15 protein-coding genes are annotated in these 18877 nt (G+C 56.3%); 4 read left to right on the forward strand and 11 right to left on the reverse strand.

Features of this window, described 5'->3' with window-relative positions; translation table 11 throughout:
- Positions 1-84: 84 nt before the first annotated feature.
- Positions 85-1017 (reverse strand): oxygen-dependent tRNA uridine(34) hydroxylase TrhO, encoded by a 933-nt coding sequence (locus HMPREF3042_RS07490; RefSeq protein ID WP_070856702.1) that lies wholly within the window; start codon positions 1015-1017, stop codon positions 85-87.
- A 61-nt stretch (positions 1018-1078) separates the two neighbouring features.
- Complete coding sequence (locus HMPREF3042_RS07495) at positions 1079-2581, reverse strand: DUF1846 domain-containing protein (protein WP_070856703.1); 1503 nt, start codon at positions 2579-2581, stop codon at positions 1079-1081.
- Between the two features lie 217 nt (positions 2582-2798).
- On the opposite strand from HMPREF3042_RS07495, the gene HMPREF3042_RS07500 reads away from it, so the two are divergent.
- Positions 2799-4901: a neutral/alkaline non-lysosomal ceramidase N-terminal domain-containing protein gene (locus HMPREF3042_RS07500; protein WP_070856704.1), complete on the forward strand. Its 2103-nt coding sequence runs from the start codon at positions 2799-2801 to the stop codon at positions 4899-4901.
- A 143-nt stretch (positions 4902-5044) separates the two neighbouring features.
- On the forward strand, positions 5045-6262 hold the full coding sequence (locus HMPREF3042_RS07505; RefSeq protein ID WP_070546949.1) for a hypothetical protein: 1218 nt from the start codon (positions 5045-5047) through the stop codon (positions 6260-6262).
- A 141-nt stretch (positions 6263-6403) separates the two neighbouring features.
- Here HMPREF3042_RS07505 and HMPREF3042_RS07510 read toward each other — a convergent pair whose 3' ends face one another.
- Positions 6404-6928, reverse strand: a complete 525-nt coding sequence (locus HMPREF3042_RS07510; RefSeq protein ID WP_038628796.1) for an alkylhydroperoxidase, AhpD family — start codon at positions 6926-6928, stop codon at positions 6404-6406.
- Positions 6929-6933: 5 nt separating this feature from the next.
- Positions 6934-7530: a peroxiredoxin gene (locus HMPREF3042_RS07515; protein ID WP_016422637.1), complete on the reverse strand. Its 597-nt coding sequence runs from the start codon at positions 7528-7530 to the stop codon at positions 6934-6936.
- A gap of 105 nt (positions 7531-7635) precedes the next feature.
- On the opposite strand from HMPREF3042_RS07515, the gene HMPREF3042_RS07520 reads away from it, so the two are divergent.
- Positions 7636-8568 (forward strand): hydrogen peroxide-inducible genes activator, encoded by a 933-nt coding sequence (locus HMPREF3042_RS07520; RefSeq protein ID WP_070546947.1) that lies wholly within the window; start codon positions 7636-7638, stop codon positions 8566-8568.
- Between the two features lie 75 nt (positions 8569-8643).
- On the opposite strand, the gene HMPREF3042_RS07525 is transcribed toward HMPREF3042_RS07520, so the two are convergent.
- Together HMPREF3042_RS07525 and HMPREF3042_RS07530 are read right to left on the reverse strand one after the other, a co-directional pair.
- On the reverse strand, positions 8644-11163 hold the full coding sequence (locus HMPREF3042_RS07525; RefSeq protein ID WP_141764796.1) for a DEAD/DEAH box helicase: 2520 nt from the start codon (positions 11161-11163) through the stop codon (positions 8644-8646).
- Positions 11164-11205: 42 nt separating this feature from the next.
- Positions 11206-12408: a PAC2 family protein gene (locus tag HMPREF3042_RS07530; protein ID WP_049189736.1), complete on the reverse strand. Its 1203-nt coding sequence runs from the start codon at positions 12406-12408 to the stop codon at positions 11206-11208.
- 230 nt (positions 12409-12638) lie between these two features.
- Between HMPREF3042_RS07530 and HMPREF3042_RS07535 the strand changes: the two genes are divergently transcribed.
- On the forward strand, positions 12639-13751 hold the full coding sequence (locus HMPREF3042_RS07535) for a DUF4192 domain-containing protein (protein WP_070856706.1): 1113 nt from the start codon (positions 12639-12641) through the stop codon (positions 13749-13751).
- Positions 13752-13777: 26 nt separating this feature from the next.
- Here the strand turns inward: HMPREF3042_RS07535 and galE are convergent, their stop codons facing one another.
- The 5 genes from galE to HMPREF3042_RS07560 all read right to left on the reverse strand — a co-directional run bounded on the left by galE (position 13778) and on the right by HMPREF3042_RS07560 (position 18868).
- Positions 13778-14761 carry a UDP-glucose 4-epimerase GalE gene (gene galE / locus HMPREF3042_RS07540; protein ID WP_016422642.1) on the reverse strand — a complete coding sequence of 328 codons (984 nt, stop codon included), beginning with the start codon at positions 14759-14761 and terminating at the stop codon, positions 13778-13780.
- On the reverse strand, positions 14758-15438 hold the full coding sequence (locus HMPREF3042_RS07545; protein ID WP_016422643.1) for an iron-dependent transcriptional repressor DtxR: 681 nt from the start codon (positions 15436-15438) through the stop codon (positions 14758-14760). The genes galE and HMPREF3042_RS07545 overlap by 4 nt, the downstream gene beginning before the upstream one ends.
- A gap of 303 nt (positions 15439-15741) precedes the next feature.
- Positions 15742-16731 carry a sigma-70 family RNA polymerase sigma factor gene (locus HMPREF3042_RS07550; RefSeq protein WP_038628815.1) on the reverse strand — a complete coding sequence of 330 codons (990 nt, stop codon included), beginning with the start codon at positions 16729-16731 and terminating at the stop codon, positions 15742-15744.
- 136 nt (positions 16732-16867) lie between these two features.
- Complete coding sequence (gene dtd, locus HMPREF3042_RS07555; RefSeq protein WP_070767342.1) at positions 16868-17302, reverse strand: D-aminoacyl-tRNA deacylase; 435 nt, start codon at positions 17300-17302, stop codon at positions 16868-16870.
- Positions 17303-18868 (reverse strand): DUF7782 domain-containing protein, encoded by a 1566-nt coding sequence (locus tag HMPREF3042_RS07560; RefSeq protein ID WP_070856707.1) that lies wholly within the window; start codon positions 18866-18868, stop codon positions 17303-17305.
- Positions 18869-18877 lie beyond the last annotated feature (9 nt).

Here is an 18877-nt window from a genome sequence, read left to right on the forward strand (position 1 = left end):
TAGATTAGCCGTGTCTTGGTAGACAACCCACATCTGTGCTGATTGGAGACGCTCAAGATGGTCCGATGGCAGCAGGAAAGCGTCCTACTTTGCGGCTGCTAGCTCTTCGGCAACTTCCTTGCAGTCCTCGCGCCCACAGTGCTGTGTCTCGGTATCCTCCCAACAGTCGTCGCAGATAAGCACCTGACGGCGGCACGTGTCTTCGTTGATGCAGTTCTGGAAGGTGTTTGTGGGCTTGCCGCAGTGGACGCAGTGTCCGAGCTGTACGTAGTCCTCGTCTTCGATGCCGTCGCCGAACTCCATGTGCATGCGCTTGTCGAAGACATAGAGAGAGCCTTCCCACAGCCCCTTATTGCCAAACTTTTCGCCGTAGCGGACAATACCGCCGTCGATTTGGTAGACCTCTTCGAACCCGCGGTTCTTCATAAGCGCGGAGAGGATTTCGCAGCGGATGCCGCCGGTGCAGTAGGAAATAATCGGCTTGTTCTTCATCCAGTCGTACTTGCCGGATTCCAGTTCGTCGATGAAGTCGTGCGTGGTCTTTACGTCGGGGACGACGGCGTTTTTGAATTTGCCGATCTCAGCTTCCATCGCGTTGCGACCGTCGAAGAAGATGACATCGTCGCCGCGCTCCTCGACCAGTTTATTGACCTCTTCAGGCTTCAAATGTGTGCCGCCGCCAATGACACCTTCGGCATCGACTTTAAGCTCGCCCGGAGCACCGAAAGCGACGATTTCGTCGCGAACCTTGACGGAGAGTTTCGGAAAGTCATCAGCGCCGCCTTCGCTCCACTTGAACTGCATGGAGTGAAAAGCGGGGTACTGCTTGGTTTTCTTGATGTACTTCTTACAGGCATCGAGATCACCTCCGACGGTGCCGTTGATGCCGTGCTCGGACACCAGAATGCGACCTTTAAGCCCTAACGATTCGCAAAGATCGCGCTGCCACAGCATGATGGCACGCGGATCGGACAGCGGGGCGAACTGGTAGTACAGAAGAATCTTGCTGATGCTCACGGGGACTATTCTAGTCTGCTCTCCCAGTTATCCTATTTTCGACGTGAGCTGGTGGTCTGGTTTAGTGCTTCTGATAGAGTGCCTTCTTCTGGTACTTGGGCTCGGAAGTAACTAGGACACCGAGGTTGCGGAAAATTGTTTCGTCCACGCTGCCCAGAATGGTGGTGGTGTGGACATCGCAGTTTCGAAGGTTCTTCAGCTCGGCGAGGGCTGCGCGGGCGTCGTCGCTGGTGGCCGCCGACACGGAAAGGGCGATAAGAACCTCGTCGGTATGCAAGCGGGGGTTGCGGCTGCCCAGGTGATGCGTCTTAAGCGTTTGAATTGGCTCGATAGCAGCAGGGGAGAGCAAGTGTAAGTCCGGGTCGATATTGGCGAGCTTCTTGAGAGCGTTGAGCAGCATTGCTGCTGAGCATCCGAGCAGCTCAGAGGTCTTGCCCGTGATGATTGTGCCATCGTGCAATTCGATTGCACTGCCCGGCGCCCCGGTAGATTTCTCAACTTCAAGTGCTGGTGCGACGACTCGGCGGGCAGCTGTCGACACGTTGGCCTTGCTCATAATCATGGCAATGCGCTGCGAAACTTCGTCGTCTGCGCTGTTCTTGTGTTCGTCGACAAGAGCCTTATAGTAACGGCGAACGATTTCTTGGTTGGATGCCTCTCGGCACACTTCGTCATCGTCGATACAGTAACCGGCCATATTGACGCCCATGTCGGTCGGTGACTTGTACGGCGACTCGCCCGCGAGCTTCTCCAACAGGGTGCGCAGCAGTGGGAAGACCTCGACATCGCGATTATAGCTGGTGACCTTGGTGTCATAGGCGGCCAAATGAAAAGGGTCGATGAGATTGATGTCATCGAGATCAGCCGTTGCCGCCTCGTAGGCCAGATTTACCGGGTGTTCGAGCGCAAGGTTCCAGATAGGGAAGGTCTCAAACTTTGCGTAGCCGGAACGAATCCCGTGTTTGTGGTCGTGGTAAATCTGCGATAGACAGGTCGCCAGCTTTCCGGAGCCCGGGCCCGGCGCTGTGACAACGACCAAGTCCCGCGTCGTTTGCGCCCATTCATTCAGTCCGAAGCCGGCTTCACTGACAATTTTCTCGGTGTTTGTTGGGTAGCCCTCGATATTGCGATGGCGGATTACGCTCAATCCGAGTCGCTGCAGGCGCTCAATGAAGTTCTTTGCCAGGGTGTTGTCGTCGGAAAGCTGTGTGACGACGACGCTGCCGACAACAAACCCGCGTTCACGAAAGACATCGACGAGGCGGAGCACATCGTCTTCGTAAGTGATGTCGAGGTCAGCGCGGACCTTGTGACGCTCCAAATCCTTGGCATTGATGCACACCATGATTTCCAGATCGTCCTTGAGACGATTGAGCATAGCGATTTTATTGTCAGGTGTGAAGCCGGGGAGAACTCGCGAGGCATGCATATCATCAAATAGCTTGCCGCCCATTTCGAGGTAGAGCTTGCCGCTTTCACCTGCGATGTCTGCGCGCCGCTTCTTAATATGAGCGGATTGCATTTCGATGTACTTCTCGCGGTTAAAACCGACAGCCTGACCCATGGTGCCCTTTCTGAAGTTGTGTCTGCGGGGAGCGCGCTAAATATTGCGAAATTCTACTGTGCCCATGGTAGTGATACCGGCTTGTGAATGTCGTATCGGTTACTGCTGTCGCGGGGGGGGATTTTGGAAACTTTGGTTAATTAGGCCACGTGTAGGGGATTGTCTGATTAAAGTCCAGCATATTGATATTCAAAAAGAAATATGAAGAGGATGTGACATGCTCGATCCCCAGATGGCATCATCGTCGAATTCGGCAGAACCAACCGCACGCGCCCCGTACCAAGTGGGCAGGCGAGGCTTCCTCGTCGGAGCAACTGCCGTGTCAGCTGCGAGTATGATGCCTGCCGTAAGTGGTGCACCTAAGGCAAACGCTGCTCCTGCAAACGGGGCTTCTGCCGCCGCGGGGAATTCGACCACCAATTTGAATGTTGGTCGAGGAATGGCCGATATGACAGGCGAGCCACTCGGCGCTGGCATGAACGGGTATGCGGTCATGGATCAGACCACCTCGGGTCTGCGTCTTCGCCAGATGGCGCGTGCATTCATCTTCGGCGATGACAACGACAACCGTGTCGTCCACGTCACCGCAGACATGGGGCTCATGTTCCAGTCCATCCAGATGGAAGTTCTGCGGCGTCTCCGAGCTCTTTTCGGAGACCTCTACCATGAGGGCAACGTGCTTATCTGCGCATCTCACACGCATGTTGCGCCGGGAGGTACGTCGGGCCATCTCATGGTTGACCTGACTACCCTCGGATTCCGTCCCGTCACTTTCGAAGCTGTAGTCGTCGGTGTGGTCAAGGCTATTGAACGTGCACACGCTGATTACCAGCCGTCGACTATCCACCTGACCAAGGGGATTGCCAAGGATGCGGGTGTCAACCGCTCCCTGCAGGCATTTAAGCGTAACCCTGAAGAAGAGCTGCGTCGCTTCCCCGACGGAGTCAACCCGGAAAGCCATACACTGCACGTGAGTCGCGGTGGCCGCGAAGTCGGATTCATTAACTGGTATGGAATTCATCCGACGACCTTCGGTCCCGAGCACACCATCATCGACGGCGACAACAAGGGCTACGCAGCATGGAAGGTTGAGGTCGACCGCGGGGTTACCCACCGTGAGCCGGCCGATGCCCCCTTTGTCGCCGCATTTACCATGTCGTGCCCGGGTGACATCAGCCCGAACATGGGGCTCGTGCCAAATTCGGGCCCAGGCAACGGAGACGAAGCAGAGTCTGCCCGCATTCTCGGTCAGCGTCAGATTGACGCTACCCAGGGACAGGCCATTGCACTGCCAGGAGGCGGTATCTCCACTGTCCACAAGTGGGTCAACCTGGGCGATGTCGACATCGACGGCCAGTTCACGCCCGACGGCCAGCCGCACCGCACTGGACCTGCAATCCTCGGTGCGGCCTTCGCAGCCAGTAGCCAGGAGGATGGCGGTGGAGAACCAGCCCTCGGGTTCAACGAAGGCGAGCGCGGCGGTACGCCGTGGGTGCACCAGCTCAATAACGTCGTACTCCCGAAAAACATCGGGGAGATTCAGGGCAACAAAGAGTGCCTGCTGCCAGTCGGCTACATCGATGGTCTTCTCCAGCAGACCCACATGTTCTCCATCACCCGCATCGGTGGCTTCACCTTGATCACCAATGGCCTTGAACCCACCACAATGTCGGGCTACCGCATGCGTCAGCACGTCGCTGAAGTCCTCGGTGTTCCAATCGATACTGTCATCTGCCAGGGCTACACCAACAGCTATGGCCACTACGTCGCTACCCCAGAGGAATACGATCAGCAGGACTACGAGGGCGGCGCAACGGCTTTCGGCAAGTACACGCTCAGTGCGATGATTTCCATTTATCACAATCTCGCTCACGCGCTTGCCGACGGCATTGCGGTCGAGCCAGGCCGTGCGGCAGGCGATCTCACTGGCATCATCCCGCCGTCGCCAGCAGGAGGAAAGGTTATCGATTCCGCTCCAATGGGCAAGAATTTTGGTGATGTGCTTGAATCCGCGGCAAGCGTCACGGTAGGGCAGAAAGCCGTTGCCCAATTCGTCGCGGCAAATCCGAATAACGACTTGCGACTGGAAGACGGCTACCTACTTATCAAGAATGACCGCGGTGAGATTGTTTCCGACGACTGGGACCAGGCAACTGTCATTGAATTTGCCAAGGACGGTATTTATACCACCGCCAAGGTCACTTGGGAGACCGGAGGAGTCGCGCCGGGCAAGTATGACATCATCGTGCGTGGTAGCGCGTTGGGCGTCGGTGATTCATTGAACGAATTCGAGGGAGTCGCTTCGGTGGAGCTCGTGTAAGAACGTCCAATTAAATACATTAATGCGCACAATGTGACTTATACTTTGGCCCATTAAAATCTCATCAAGGGCTTGTCTCACGTATAGTCCGTTGTGCGCATTATTTGTATGTATCCGTCAATTTGGCAGGAGCAGTCTGCTTCATGAATACCCCAAACAATCCATACAGCAACAACGATCCTTACGGTGACGGCAGCCGGGACAATGAGTCCAGTAACTATGACTCCCAGAGCCACGGTTTTCCCAACAATGGTTCGCAGGACTACAACCCTTACGGGTTCGATTCGGACGCACAACATGGCTCGCGTGGACCAGAGGATTCGCCACAGTGGAATCAGGCTTACGGTAGGGAACAGGCCTATGGCGATATTCCGTCCTACGGAACTGGTGAGCCAAGCGAGAACTATGGTGGCCAGCCCTATGGTGCGGGATCAAGCTACTGGCAGCAACCGGCAGGGGGGAATCCTGCAGCCGGTGCACTTGCTCCCGGAGTCAACATGCCAGGTGGCAATGAGCCACCGGTGAAGCCTGTGGCACAAGGGCCGACGAAGGTCGACATTGGAAGTGCCTTTTCCGCGGCGTTTCGTAGTCTAAATAGCAATTTTGCTTCTTGGCTTGGCGTCATGCTGACGTTCTTCGCCGTACTAGTCGCCCTGATTGTTGGCGCAGCGGCAATTCTCTTTGCCTCTGGTGACTTCGATCCGGAATTTGAGCCGAACTATCCAGGCGATGTTCCGTTTGAGGATCTAGGGTCAATGTTCGCGACTGTCGGCGCGATGGCACTCCTATTTGCCGTGGGCATGTTCGCGATGCAGGCATTTATGTTGCGCGGTGCATTCGACGCTGTCGATGGGCGAGTGCCGAACTACGGTACTTTCTTCCGTGTAAACAGGTGGGGGTCTCTTATCGGTGTCTACATTGTCACGTTCCTGGTGGGACTGCTCGCCATGCTGCCGGGGATGGTGCTCTTCATCGCTGGAGCATCCCTGTCCGCCAATGGCAGTGAAGCTGCCGCGGCGATGATTCCACTGGGCTACTTGGTTTTGTTGTTGACGTCGATTTTCATCATGCCAATTACAGCGACTATGCCACTACTTGTTTTCGATGGTCGAGCAACTGCGCTTGAGGCGCCGGTTGTCGCTTGGCGCCTGGTAAAGCCCCAATATTGGACGATGCTTGTTGCATTCATTCTGACGTCGATTGTTTCTTCCGCAGGTGCGATGCTCTTCTATATTGGCATCCTGTACACAATGCCGCTGGCTATGCTGGTTCAGGTGCACATCTACCGCCAGCTCATCGGTGGCCGGCGAGTTATTAATGACGCGCAGGAAAATCCGGGTTATTACCCTCCGCAGCACTAGCCGAAATGAACAGTAGCCGAAACGAATAAGAAAAAGCGCCCAAGGAACCGGTACAAACTGGTTCCTTGGGCGTTATTTGATCAGCAGGAAATCCTGCGGGGGAGCGTTCGACTATCAAAGCCGAACGTATCCTCCTAATATTTAGCGGGTAGCCTCAGCGAAGACAGCCTGTGCAATACCAGAGACGGTGCCTGCAATCTTCACAGCTTCCCAGACCTGCTCCTTGGTCAGACCAGCATCGCGGACGACCTTTGCGTGGGAGGTCACGCATGCTTCACAGCCGTTGATGGCAGAAACTGCCAGAGACCACAGCTCGAAGTCTTCCTTCTCGGCACCCGGATTGGAGATGATGTTCATGCGCAGACCGAACTTGACCTGCGCGTAGTCATCACCGAGCATGTGGCGAGTGCGGTAAGCGACGTTGTTCATGCCCATAACGGTGGCCGCACCAAGCGCAGACTCGAAAGCCTCGTCAGACAGGTGCTCCTTGGCTTCCTCAGCAATCTCGGAGAAAACGGTCTCGTTGCGGGTGGCAGCAGCAGATGCAAGCAGGGTACCCCACAGCTGCTGCTCGGAGAGTTCCGTAGAACGGGTGAGAGTGCCAAGGTTCAGCTTCATGTCCTTGGCGTACTCCGGTAGGCCGGAACGAAGGTTATCGATGCTCATATGAGTTACTTCAGCTCCTGCTTCAGAACATCCATCTTGTCGATGTTCTTGGTCGGGTCATTCTTCTGCCAGTTACATGCGCAGACCTCTTCAGACTGAAGAGCGTCGAGAACACGCAGAACTTCGTCAACGTTACGACCGACAGCGTCCGGGGTAACGGAGACGAACTGAATGATGCCGTCCGGGTCAATGATGAAGGTTGCGCGGTCTGCAACACCGTCAGCGTTCTCGACGCCGAGTGCACGCATCAGGTCGTGGCGGATGTCGGAGAACATCGGGAACGGGATGTCCAGCAGTTCCTCGTGGGTTGCACGCCAGTTGAAGTGGGAGAACTCGTTGTCGCCAGAGCCGCCGAGAATAACGGTGTCGCGGTCTTCGAATTCCTCGTTCAGCTTGCCGAATGCAGCAATCTCAGTCGGGCAGACAAAGGTGAAGTCCTTCGGGTAGAAGAAGACGACTTTCCACTTACCCTCGTAGGACTCATTGGTTACCTGCTCGAAGTAGTCATCCGGAGAAGAAGCGTTTGCATCACGCAGGTTGCCGCCCTTGAGAGCGGTTAGAGAAAACTCGGGGAACTTGTCGCCAACAGTCAAAATTGCCATGGAATCCTCCTGAATGTATTCCTTCTGGGGTCACACGCCATTATGCCTATGGATTCCCAAACCGTCAAGAGGAAAAAGTTAATAAGCTCGTGTAGGCTTATAGGTATGCGTAATAGAGATTATCGGCCCACTTTGCCTCAGTTACGTGCCTTTGTCGCGATTGCCGATACCGGTCACTTCGGTCAAGCCGCTGCCCGCCTCGGCATTTCACAGCCCAGCCTGTCACAAGCGCTTTCCACCCTTGAGCAGGGACTGGGGGCGCAGCTTGTAGAGCGTTCGACTCGCCGAGTGCTGGTGACGCCACTCGGTCGCGGTCTGATTCCTTATGCACGCCAAGCATCTGAAATCGTTGACGAGATCGTTGCTCGCGCATCTGGCCGTACAGATGATTTGTCCGGACCACTATCCATTGGTGTTATCCCTACGGTTGCTCCATACGTGCTGCCCAACTTCCTCCAGTTGGTTCGTGACGAGCTGCCAGATCTAAAGCCTAGGATCGTCGAGGAGCCGACCGAGCGTCTCATCGAATCACTTCGTTCTGGCACTATTGATGCAGCCATCATGGCACTGCCGTCCGATGTGCCTTCCTTTGAAGAGATTTACCTCTACGACGAAGAGTTCTACATCGTCGTGCCAGACGATCATCCGCTGGCAGGTAAGGAAGACGTAAAGCTTGAGGCAATCAGGGACATGGACTTGCTCCTGCTTGACGACGGTCATTGCCTGCGCGACCAGGTGTTGGATATCTGTCGCAAGGTCGATGCTGTTCACGGCGAGACCTCCAGCTTGGAAACACGGGCGGCTTCTCTATCGACCGTCGTGCAGTGTGTTGCCGGTGGGTTGGGGCAGTCGCTTGTGCCGGAATCGGCTGTCAAGATTGAGGCGGACCGTCCCGGCCTGGCTGTTGCGCGATTCGAAGGTCCGGCACGGCCGGGACGCACCATTGGGCTGGTTCACCGCGCATCATCGGTACGCGGCGGCGAGTTCAATCGAATTGCCGAACTGGTACGGCAGGCATACATAGACGCTATTGCCTAAAGCACTCTTGGCGCATGTTGCGGTAGCGTACGAAGTAAGCTAAACCGGGCTGGCAGTTCCAGCCCGGTTTGGCGTTTATCCCTGAATAATTCGCAGCGATGCCAACCTGACTTCGCCGTATTCATCAGATGCAGCCAAATCAACGTTCGCTTCAAAGCGCCAACCGTGGTCACCCTCAGGATCATCGAGTATCTGGATCACATGCCATAGGCCCTCACCAGCCTTGCGGTCAATCGAAATCATATCGCCGCCGCGTGCCTTTGCATCGATGCCTAGGTCATCGTATTCATCGAAGTAGTCATCCATCGCGGCAGGCCAATCTGGTGCGTCGTCGAGGTAGTTGTCCAGGCCGGCCAGCTCCTCCTCCTTTTCAAAGGCAAAGAGCTGCACGTGGCGGAACATGAGATTGCGCACCATACGGGTAAATGCACGCTCATTGCCGGTAAGAGGCCGAGACTCGTCGGTGCCAAAAGCCGCTTCCTTGAGAGTTTCTTCGTCCAATGGCTTGTCCGGATCGGCCATCTGCGCCCATTCATCTACCAGGGAGTTATCCACCTGCACAACGAGCTCGCCGAGCCATTCCACAATGTCCCGGAGCTCCTCGTTAGCAGCTTCCGGTGGGAGAGTGTGTCGCAAAGTGCGCCAGGCATCGGTGAGGTAGCGCAAGAAAATACCTTCGGAGCGGGCGATTCCGTACTCAGATACCACGTCCGAAAAAGTCATGGCCTTTTCCACCATCTCGCGCACCACAGATTTGGGCGACAGCGAAAACTCACGCACCCACGGGTGACCTTGGGCATAGGTGTCGAATGCGCCCTCCAGCTCGTCGGCAAGCGGCATCGGCCATGTGATGTCTTCGACGATGTTCATACGTTCGGTGTAATCAACGCCTTCGGCCTTGAGCGCGGCAATTTCTTCACCGCGTGCCTTTTTCTGCTGGGCGATGAGCAGCGGGCGAGGGTCTTCCAGAATTGACTCAAACACGCTGATGACATCGAGTGCGTAGTTCGGGCTGTCCTTATCCAGCAGTTCGAGCGCGGCGATGGCGAAAGGCGACAGTGGTTGGTTGAGCGCGAAGTCACGCTGCAGCTCCATTGTCAGCTCGGGGCGGCAGTCATCGCCCTCGCCATGCGTGACGACGATTCCCGCGTTGACCAAACCGCGGTAGAGCTCAATTGCGGTCAGAATAGCCTCGTTTTGCTGGTGGCGGGTGTCGTGATTGGTGCGCAGCAGATGACGCATGTGTTCGTAGGTATCGCCACCACGTGCAATGACGTTGAGCAACATACCGTTGGTAACTGCAAAGCGACTGGTCAGCGGCTCTGGTGGCTGAGAAACGATTTTGTCGAAGGTCTTCTCCGACCATGTCACTTCGCCCTTGGGAACGGACTTCAGCCGCAACTTCTTCAGTTTGGCCTCATCCTGGCCGGCACGGCGACGCAGCTTGGCGTTTTCGATTTCGTGTTCAGGTGCTTCGACAACTACGGTGCCCTCGGTGTCGTAGCCAGCACGGCCGGCTCGTCCAGCAATCTGGTGGAACTCGCGTGACTTGAGAATACGGCTACGGCGGCCATCGAATTTGGCCAAACCGGTAATCAGCACCGTACGAATAGGCACGTTGATGCCGACGCCGAGGGTATCCGTGCCACAGATGACCTTCAGCAGACCAGTCTGAGAGAGACGCTCAACCAAACGACGGTACTTCGGCAGCATTCCCGCATGGTGGACGCCAATGCCCTGGCGCACCAACTTGGAAAGAACTCGACCAAAGGCCGTGGTAAACCGGAAATCGCCAATCTCCTCGCGAATCCGCTCCTTTTCCTCCTTCGTCAGCAGCTTCAGACCGGTCAGTGCTTGGGCCTGTTCAGCTGCTTGGCGCTGGGAGAAAAAGACGATGTAGATTGGGGCTTTTCCGGATTTCAGCAACTCCGCCAGCGTGTCATGAACTGGCGTGTAGACATAGTGGAAATCCAACGGCACCGGGCGCGTCGTACCTGTAACGAGGTTGACGTCGAGGCCCGTGCGTTCCTTCAGATCCGTCTCAAACTTTTGAGTATCGCCGAGAGTGGCGGACATCAACAAGAATTGGCAACGGGAAAGCTCGAGCAGTGGCACCTGCCATGCCCAGCCGCGGTCGGGATCCGCATAGAAGTGGAATTCATCCATGACCACCTGGTCAATATCGGCATCGGCCCCGTCGCGCAGAGCGATATTGGCAACAATTTCCGCAGTTGCGCAGATGATGGGGGCGCCGCCGTTGACGGTGGCATCGCCGGTCATCATACCGACATTTTCAGCGCCAAAGACCTCGCAGAGGGCAAAAAACTTCTCGCTGACCAAGGCCTTGATTGGCGCTGTGTAAAAGCTGCGCTGACCACGGGCAAGCGCGCAGAAATGGGCGGCGATAGCTACCATCGACTTGCCCGACCCCGTTGGAGTGGCAAGGATGACATGGTCGCCACCAGCCAAACCGATAGCGGCCTCTTCCTGCGCCGGGTAGAGCGTGATGCCCTGATCCCTGGTCCAGGCAATGAATGAGTCCATAATTGCATCGTCGAAAAGGGGCTCAGGAACCTCAGCTAGGTCGGGAAGCATTTCAGATAGTGACACGCTTCCCACCCTAGCGGTAACCCCGGATTAGAAGCGGAACCAGGGCTTCCAGCCGCGCCGACGGCGAGGTTGTTCCGGTTCACCGGATTCTTCGCTTTCCGCCTGCTCTTCCCGAGGCTGTTCTGACTCAGGCTGTTCGGCAGTGCCGTCTGCAGAAAACTCCGCAGACCTATCATCCGCCGAGGCCGACTCGGGTTCTTCCGAGTGTGCGTCAGTGTCCTCTGATGTAGTTACCGAGGAATCCGAGTTGGCCGGGGTCTCCGCCTCGTCGTCAAGCGAGGAAGAATCCTCTACTGGGCGCAGCGGTTGAGAAGCGAGGAACCTTTCGAACTCAGCGCCAATCTCGTCGGCCGAAGGCATCTCGCCGTTAGGTCCAAGTAGGGGAGAAGTCTCCAGCTCTTGACGACGTTGAACTTCCTGGTCGTACTGTTCCTCGAGAAGATTGACCAGCTGAGAGACCTCGCCGGAATCATTCGTCTGCGTATTGAGCAGCTCCGCCACCCGCGCGGATTCCTTCTCCAACGCCTCAAGCGGGAGCTCGAGCTTGGCTAGTTTTGCTACCTCCTGCAACAGCCGCAGTGACGCCAGCGGATACTCAGAGGCCGCGACATAGTGTGGCACCTGTGCGGTGAAACCAAAGGCATCACAACCGCGGCTGGCGAGCTCGTACTCAATGTTCAGGCTCGCAGCACCCGGAACTGTGACGCGGTTTCCCCAGGTATGCATATCACCGAGTTTCCGCTTATCTGTGCCGTGGGCGATGATGCCCAGCGGTCGGGTGTGCGGAACCGTCATCGGTGCCGAGTACAGCGACACAGTCCGACCGACATCGTAGCGCTCCGCCAAATCTGCCACGGCAGTCGAGAAAGCCTCCCACCGCATGTCTGGCTCAGGGCCAGAAAGCAGCAAGAACGGCTTACCGACGTTGTCGCGAACCACATTGAGTGACAGGTTCAAATCGGATACATCCACAATCTGGTCGTGGTTCATCGTCACAGAGGGACGGCGAGAACGATAATCAATCAGCTCGTCGATAGAAAAGTTCACCAATGGACGGTGCTCGAGAGCATCCAAGAGGAAACTAGCTGATTCCGAGACGGCATTACCGGCATCCGCATAACCGCTAAGTGCAATGACCAGGGTCAGATGGCCCTCGCTTCCCGTTACGTCAGGAACCGGAAAAACTACCTCGTACATATTGCCCTGAGGCTTGTCGGTCGGATCACTCACGTACGACTACCTCCTGCATCACATTTTTCGTCATTTGAAGTAAACAACCACGATACCGCAGAAATTATTCCAGTTATCCACAAGTTGAAAGTAGTCCACAGATGGGCCGATTTTTCCGGTCGCGCACAAGCAAGGCTGTTGCGGATTCGATAACAATGAGAGCCACCAGATGGCGAGAGGATTGTCCGCTGTCGAGCTATTCCAATGGGGGGAAAAGGGGTAAGGAATTAATGGGAAACAAAAAGAACTTCGGTGCAGGACAAAAGCCTGAAATTGAGCCGAGTGTTTTTCTGACGAACCTGCCGGGAATCGTTGGATTCTATCCGCGGGGGCAGGTAGTGATTGCGGCGTTGTATCGTCAGCAGGTCGAAGGTCTCATCGAAGGCAAGGTCGAGTTTGATCCGACAGCGCATGCTGGCCCGATGCTGATTAAGGATGTGGCCTCGATGGAGAGCAATCCTGACTTGGTGCGGGCAGCCGCGGACTTCCTGCTCGATGAAGGATGCACTCACGCAGATGTGTTTATCATCGACGAATCCTGGGGGATTGAAAAGGACTCCACACCTATTACAGGCTGGCTGCGAGAAGGCGGCCTGCATGAGGTGCGTTTGGCGGGCGTTGCCACTATTGCTGCGGGGGAAGTTGTCACGGACGAGCAGGGAGAGATCGTCGGCATTGTCGGTGACAGTCTGATGACCGACAATGCAAATCTAATCTCTCGGCAGGGAGAGCAGATTTTCAAAAACTATGAGGAGTACCGCAGCTATTTTCGAGGTGGCCAATTCCGCGACAGTAAAGACAGGGCTCTGATTGAACGCCTCCGGGAACGAGCGACAGCCGTTGAGCAGCCTAGGAAGCTCAAAATTGGTTCGGACAATCCCGCGCTCATCGAGCATTTCGACATGCTAAAAGCCGCCGTGGAAAACGTGGCCGATGGTGTGATGGATGCACATGAGGCGGTTCGCGATGAAACCGCGGGATATGCCATTGCTGCAGCACTGACCAACGTCACCTTGCGCGATATGTCCATGATTTTCATTACTACGCAGTTGGCGCAATCAATGGGAGAAATCTGGCGCGAGGCCGCAATCGTCCACCGCGGCAGCCTGCGTGCTAACGCTTTAGCGTGTTTTGCCATCGCAAAGTTCGCGGCTGGGCTGGAGAACTATGCGCAAACAGCTCTCGATGAGGCAGCGGGGGAGCAACCGAATCATTCACTGACTCAGTTGCTGGAAATTGCGGTCGCCAATCAAATTGTGCCGAGGTGCGTTGGCACAATTCTTGGTGCGGCACAAGAGGTGCTGCGCAGGGTATACAAGGTGAAAATGCCGCGTATTGATTAGCGACCCTGCAAGCTGTGCTGCAGTACCTAGCGGTGCGCCGAGTGGGCTCGGTCGCCGAGGTTCTTGGTGTACTCCCATGCATCGGCGACGATGGTTTCCAGCTCCGTATGATTGGGCTTCCATCCGAGCTCGTCCATGGCGCGCTGAGAAGAGGCAATAAGGGTTGCCGGATCACCGGCTCTACGCGGTGCATCCTCAGCAGGAATCGGGTGACCGGTGACCTTACGGCAGGTCTCAATAACCTGGCGAACCGAAAAGCCGTCGCCAGAACCGAGGTTGAAGATACGGTGGGTTCCCGGCGTGTTGGACTCCAGTGCCAAGACGTGCGCATCGGCGAGGTCTTTGATGTGGATGTAGTCACGAACCGCGGTGCCGTCCGGAGTCGGCCAGTCATTGCCAAAGACCATAATCTTGTCGCGGTGACCGAGCGCAACCTGCAGTACCAGGGGGATGAGGTGAGTTTCCACCTCACGGTTTTCGCCAAAACCGCCCCAGGCACCCGCCACATTGAAGTAACGCAAGCTGGTAGCGCCGATGTTGTATGCCTTGGCGTAAGACGAGATGGCGTAGTCCATGGCCAGCTTGGTGGCACCGTAAGGGTTGGTCGGTGCGGTTGGCATGTCTTCGGTAATTGGTGTCTTCTCTGGCTCACCGTAGGTTGCAGCTGTCGAAGAGAACACCAGGTTATTCGTACCGGTATCACGCATTGCGTCGAGTAGCTTCAGGGTTTGGCCCACATTGTTGTGCCAGTAGTCGGAAGGAACCTCAACAGACTCGCCAACAAGCGATTTCGCAGCGAAATGAACGACGCCGTCGAAGCTGTCGGAGGACAGAACCTCGTAGGCCTTGTCCGCCACATCGCCTTCGACTAGGGTCGCGCCCTCTGGCACCGCATCACGGTTGCCAACAGAGAAGTTGTCCAGAATGGTGACGTCGTGGCCAAGAGAAATCAATACTGCCGAGCACACGCTACCGACGTAGCCGGCACCACCAGTGACGAGGAGTTTCATTTGATAATCACCATGATTGCGTGAGACAGAGTATCCGGAATGTCAAGAGAATGATCACCACGGGCGAGAGTCACGCGGCCGGCGGCAACCTCGGCAAGTGCCTCAGTACCCGGCATAATTCCAGCCTTGTGGAGACGCTTCATGTAGCTCTGCTCGACCTGCAGGATTTCGTTAATCTGGACGATCTCAACGGTGTACTCGCCGGGGTTTAGATCGGACAGTCGGCGAACGTTCTCTAACGACTCTGGTGACTGAGTCCCACCGAGGTCTCCCAAACCGGGAATCGGATTGCCGAATGGGGAGCGTGTGTAAGAGTCAAGCACGTCGAGAAGTTTGCGCTCGACCTCGTCACTCATTACGTGCTCCCAGCGGCAGGCTTCGTCGTGAACCTTGTCCCATTCGAGGCCAATGACATCCGTAAGTAGGCGCTCAGCTAGGCGGTGCTTACGCATGACAGCCGTGGCCAGCCTGCGGCCCTCGTCGGAAAGCTGCAAGCTGCGATCTGGGGCAACTACGAGAAGGCCATCGCGCTCCATGCGCGCAACGGTTTGGCTAACGGTCGGCCCCGACTGCTCAAGGCGTTCGGCAATGCGAGCACGCAAAGGAATGATGCCCTCTTCTTCGAGTTCGAAAATCGTACGTAAGTACATTTCCGTGGTGTCAACCAAATCCCTCACGGTTTTCCTCCGATAACACAGTCTTAAAAGTTTTCACTCAAGTATTAGGATAACCACACTTGCGCAAGAAAGATGTTAGGGCTCGCAAATCTAGTGGCTTTGGTGCTGATTAGGCAGCGAAAAGCTTGGTTCGGTGGGCGCTGCTGAGACGGAAGGGAGCGTACGCGATGTCGAAAGTTCGACGTGCAGACGAAAACGCCGACCGCCAGTGTGGATGAAACTCCGGCACGGGGTCGGCATTGAAGTCCAGCTCTATCTCAGGGCTGAAATTAGGAACCCTATCGATGTCACCGCCATGTGGCGTTAGTTTGCGTACTCACGCAGCTTGTCAGCACGGTCACCCTCGCGGAGCTTGGACATAACTTCCCGCTCAATCTGGCGGACGCGCTCTCGAGACAGGCCAAAGTGGCGGCCAATCTGATCCAGCGTGCGGGGCAGGCCATCGTCGAGACCGTAGCGGAGCTTAATAACTTCCTGCTCTCGAATCTCGAGAGTGGACAGGACCTTGCGGACATCGTGGTGACGCAGGGAAGCGACAACTGCCTCCTCAGCATCAGTTGCCTCTGAGTCCTCGATGAAGTCTCCCAGGGGAGCTTCCTCGTCGGTGCCCACTGGCATGTCCAAGCTCACCGGATCGCGGGACTGACGCAGCAGCATCTCAATCTTGGCTTCTGGAATGCCGGATTCCTCTGCCAATTCCTCATTCGTAGCCTCACGGCCGAGCTGCTGGTAGAGCTCGCGCTTGATACGAGAAATCTTATTGACCTGCTCAACCAAATGGACAGGGAGGCGAATAGTGCGCGACTGATCAGCCATACCGCGGGTAATAGCCTGGCGAATCCACCACGTTGCGTATGTGGAGAACTTGAATCCCTTGGTGTAGTCGAACTTTTCCATGGCGCGGATGAGGCCCAAGTTGCCCTCCTGGATTAGATCCAGCAGCGGCATACCGCGGTTGGTGTAGCGCTTCGCCAGCGAGACCACAAGACGGAGATTGGCTTCGAGTAGGTGGGCGCGTGCAGCCTTACCTTCCTTCGCCAAAATCTTGACGTCACGCTTCTTTGCACGGGTCATTTTCGCGCCGGTCTGCAGCAAATGCTCGGCGTATACACCGGCTTCAATGCGCTTAGAAAGTTCCACCTCTTCTTCAGCGCTGAGAAGAGCAGTCTTTCCGATGCCGTTCAAATACACACGAACCAAATCGGCGGACGGGTTGGAGTTATTGCCGGTGCGGCGCCCCTTGTCCCTTGTCTGACCTTCCAGTTCGTCATTTTGAATATCGGCACTCTTCATGAATCTGCCTCCTGGATTTTTAAGTGGACTCAATAACTACAACGCACGGAGTTACGAAAATGTTCCCGTGAAAGGTGATGAATGTCAATAGGGTAATTTTGCCATGCAAATATAATGTTAAGAAAAACTGCCGTCACTAGCATTCCACAAGAACTGTAAAGGGGCCATCGTTGACTGATGCGACCTCCATCATTGCCCCAAATTGTCCTGTTTCGACCGTCAAGCCACGATTGCGCAAGTTCTCGACAATTTTTTCAATGACAGGTTCGGCCTCTGGGCCCGGAGCCGCGTCGACCCACGACGGCCGCCGTCCCTTCTTTGTCGCCCCCATCAACGTGAATTGGCTAACGACGAGCACCTGGGCGCCAGCATCGACAGCGCTGAGTTCGCCATCCAGGATGCGCAGCTCCGCGATCTTGCGGGCCATCGTTTCCCAAGCATCAGCAGAGTCCTCGCGGCCAACGCCTACGAGCGCCAAAATGGCACCAGTATCGCCTCCGTCAACGTGGCCAACAACGGAACCGTCGACAGTGACTGACGCGGATTTAACTCGGGTGAGAACGGCTTTCATTTACTGTTTATCCTCCAAGAGCTCGGTGGGGAGAATTAGACCATGGCGAACCAGGTCAACGACGATGGGAGCTAGGGCGTCTTTGATGGCAGGTACGTCGGACTCATCGAAGGCTCCAAACATTGCCATGATGTCGATGACGGAGCCCAGAGCAGCTTCGGGATGCAGCGCACCCAGAATGGTTGCCACGGACTCATCGATTGAGTGTGTCCAGGCGGGGCCATCGGTGCGTGAGATGCGCGTATCGAACTCAGTGAAGCCCTGGCCGCTTTCGACGTCGGCAAGCGAAACGCGTTCGATGGCGACACCGGGGCGCACGGTAAAGGAAGCTTCGAGGATGGTGTCGGCAGTTTGTGTACGAAGCCATTCGGCGCGGCCGAGATACTCCTCGGCTTCGGCGGCGAAGGGAGCGGCCAAAGGCTGCGGCATTTCCTCGCATACGGCGGAAGTCGGGCCGTTGATGCGTTGGACTGTGATGTAGCCGAACCCGATGCCTGTCACGCCGCTGTTGCGAAAGTGCTCCAGCCAGGCACGAGAGCGCTCGCACCCCTCTGGGCTGCGGGGGTCGATGGACTCGTCTCGAAGCCAGGTGCCAATGTATTCCGCCGGCGTAGCGAGATCCCGTTGCGTTACCCACACCTCGAGGCCCTCAGCAGGGAGCCAAGAAGCGATGCGCTGTTGCCAACTCTCGCCCTCGATATGGGCCCAAGCGCCGAGTAGATGCGCCGTGCCGCCGTCGGTGAGATGGTCGGCCAGACCGCGGATCATAAGCTCGGTGGCACCGTCCAGATTCAGTCCTGAGTCACGGTAAACATGTTCCACACTTGGCAGTCCTACGACGAACGGCGGGTTGGCCACAATGCGGTCAAACTTCTGGCCTGCAACCGGTTCAAACCACGAACCTTCGAGAGCCTGCGCTTGGTCGAAACCATTAGCTGCGAAAGTAGCGCGGGCAAAAAACAGCGCGCGGGGGTGAATGTCTGTCGCGACAATCGATTTTGCATCAGATTGGGCAAGGCTCTGGATGCCACAACCGGCACCGAGGTCGAGTACGGATTCCACCGCCGAGGTCGACGAAATATCGAGGAGGGAGCGGGAAGCCCGCCCTACGCCTAGGACATGATCGGGTCCAGGAACGTGATCGTTCATAGAGGCGTCGCGGTCGGAAAAGATAATACGGTCGACTCCCGCAATCTCGACCGGGCGCACATCGATACACACCTGTGCGTTGCTGGCGGTGCCGGCAAGTATGCCGCTGTCCAGCAACTTGACCGTCAGCTCAGCTCCAAATAGCTGCTCTGCGTCGGCGAAATCGCCCAGGATGAGAAGACGCAACGCGGTCACAGTATCCGCAGAAACGCCGTCTGTCTCGGTAAGCAGAACATCGACAACGCCGGGCTCACCGCGGTCCAGCGCGGCTAACCCCTCGGCTCCTAGGACTCGACGCAGTGACTCGCTGGAAAACTCAAGGCGCCTAAGTGTGGTGGCGAATTCCTCTGCACAGTCGACAAAAGCACGAAGCTGCTGATCAGTCGGTGGGGTGAAGGTGGAGGGGGAAAAGGTCATCGTAGGCAC

Origin of the sequence: Corynebacterium sp. HMSC074C05, assembly GCF_001838325.1 — a bacterium.
GTDB lineage: Bacteria > Actinomycetota > Actinomycetes > Mycobacteriales > Mycobacteriaceae > Corynebacterium > Corynebacterium amycolatum.

Coding starts and splice junctions, on each gene's coding strand:
- HMPREF3042_RS07495 (WP_070856703.1), bottom strand. CDS start 2,581: ATGGGTCAGGCTGTCGGTTTTAACCGCGAGAAGTACATCGAAATGCAA.
- HMPREF3042_RS07500 (WP_070856704.1), top strand. CDS start 2,799: ATGCTCGATCCCCAGATGGCATCATCGTCGAATTCGGCAGAACCAACC.
- HMPREF3042_RS07505 (WP_070546949.1), top strand. CDS start 5,045: ATGAATACCCCAAACAATCCATACAGCAACAACGATCCTTACGGTGAC.
- HMPREF3042_RS07510 (WP_038628796.1), bottom strand. CDS start 6,928: ATGAGCATCGATAACCTTCGTTCCGGCCTACCGGAGTACGCCAAGGAC.
- HMPREF3042_RS07515 (WP_016422637.1), bottom strand. CDS start 7,530: ATGGCAATTTTGACTGTTGGCGACAAGTTCCCCGAGTTTTCTCTAACC.
- HMPREF3042_RS07520 (WP_070546947.1), top strand. CDS start 7,636: ATGCGTAATAGAGATTATCGGCCCACTTTGCCTCAGTTACGTGCCTTT.
- HMPREF3042_RS07525 (WP_141764796.1), bottom strand. CDS start 11,163: ATGCTTCCCGACCTAGCTGAGGTTCCTGAGCCCCTTTTCGACGATGCA.
- HMPREF3042_RS07535 (WP_070856706.1), top strand. CDS start 12,639: ATGGGAAACAAAAAGAACTTCGGTGCAGGACAAAAGCCTGAAATTGAG.
- galE (WP_016422642.1), bottom strand. CDS start 14,761: ATGAAACTCCTCGTCACTGGTGGTGCCGGCTACGTCGGTAGCGTGTGC.
- HMPREF3042_RS07550 (WP_038628815.1), bottom strand. CDS start 16,731: ATGAAGAGTGCCGATATTCAAAATGACGAACTGGAAGGTCAGACAAGG.
- dtd (WP_070767342.1), bottom strand. CDS start 17,302: ATGAAAGCCGTTCTCACCCGAGTTAAATCCGCGTCAGTCACTGTCGAC.
- HMPREF3042_RS07560 (WP_070856707.1), bottom strand. CDS start 18,868: ATGACCTTTTCCCCCTCCACCTTCACCCCACCGACTGATCAGCAGCTT.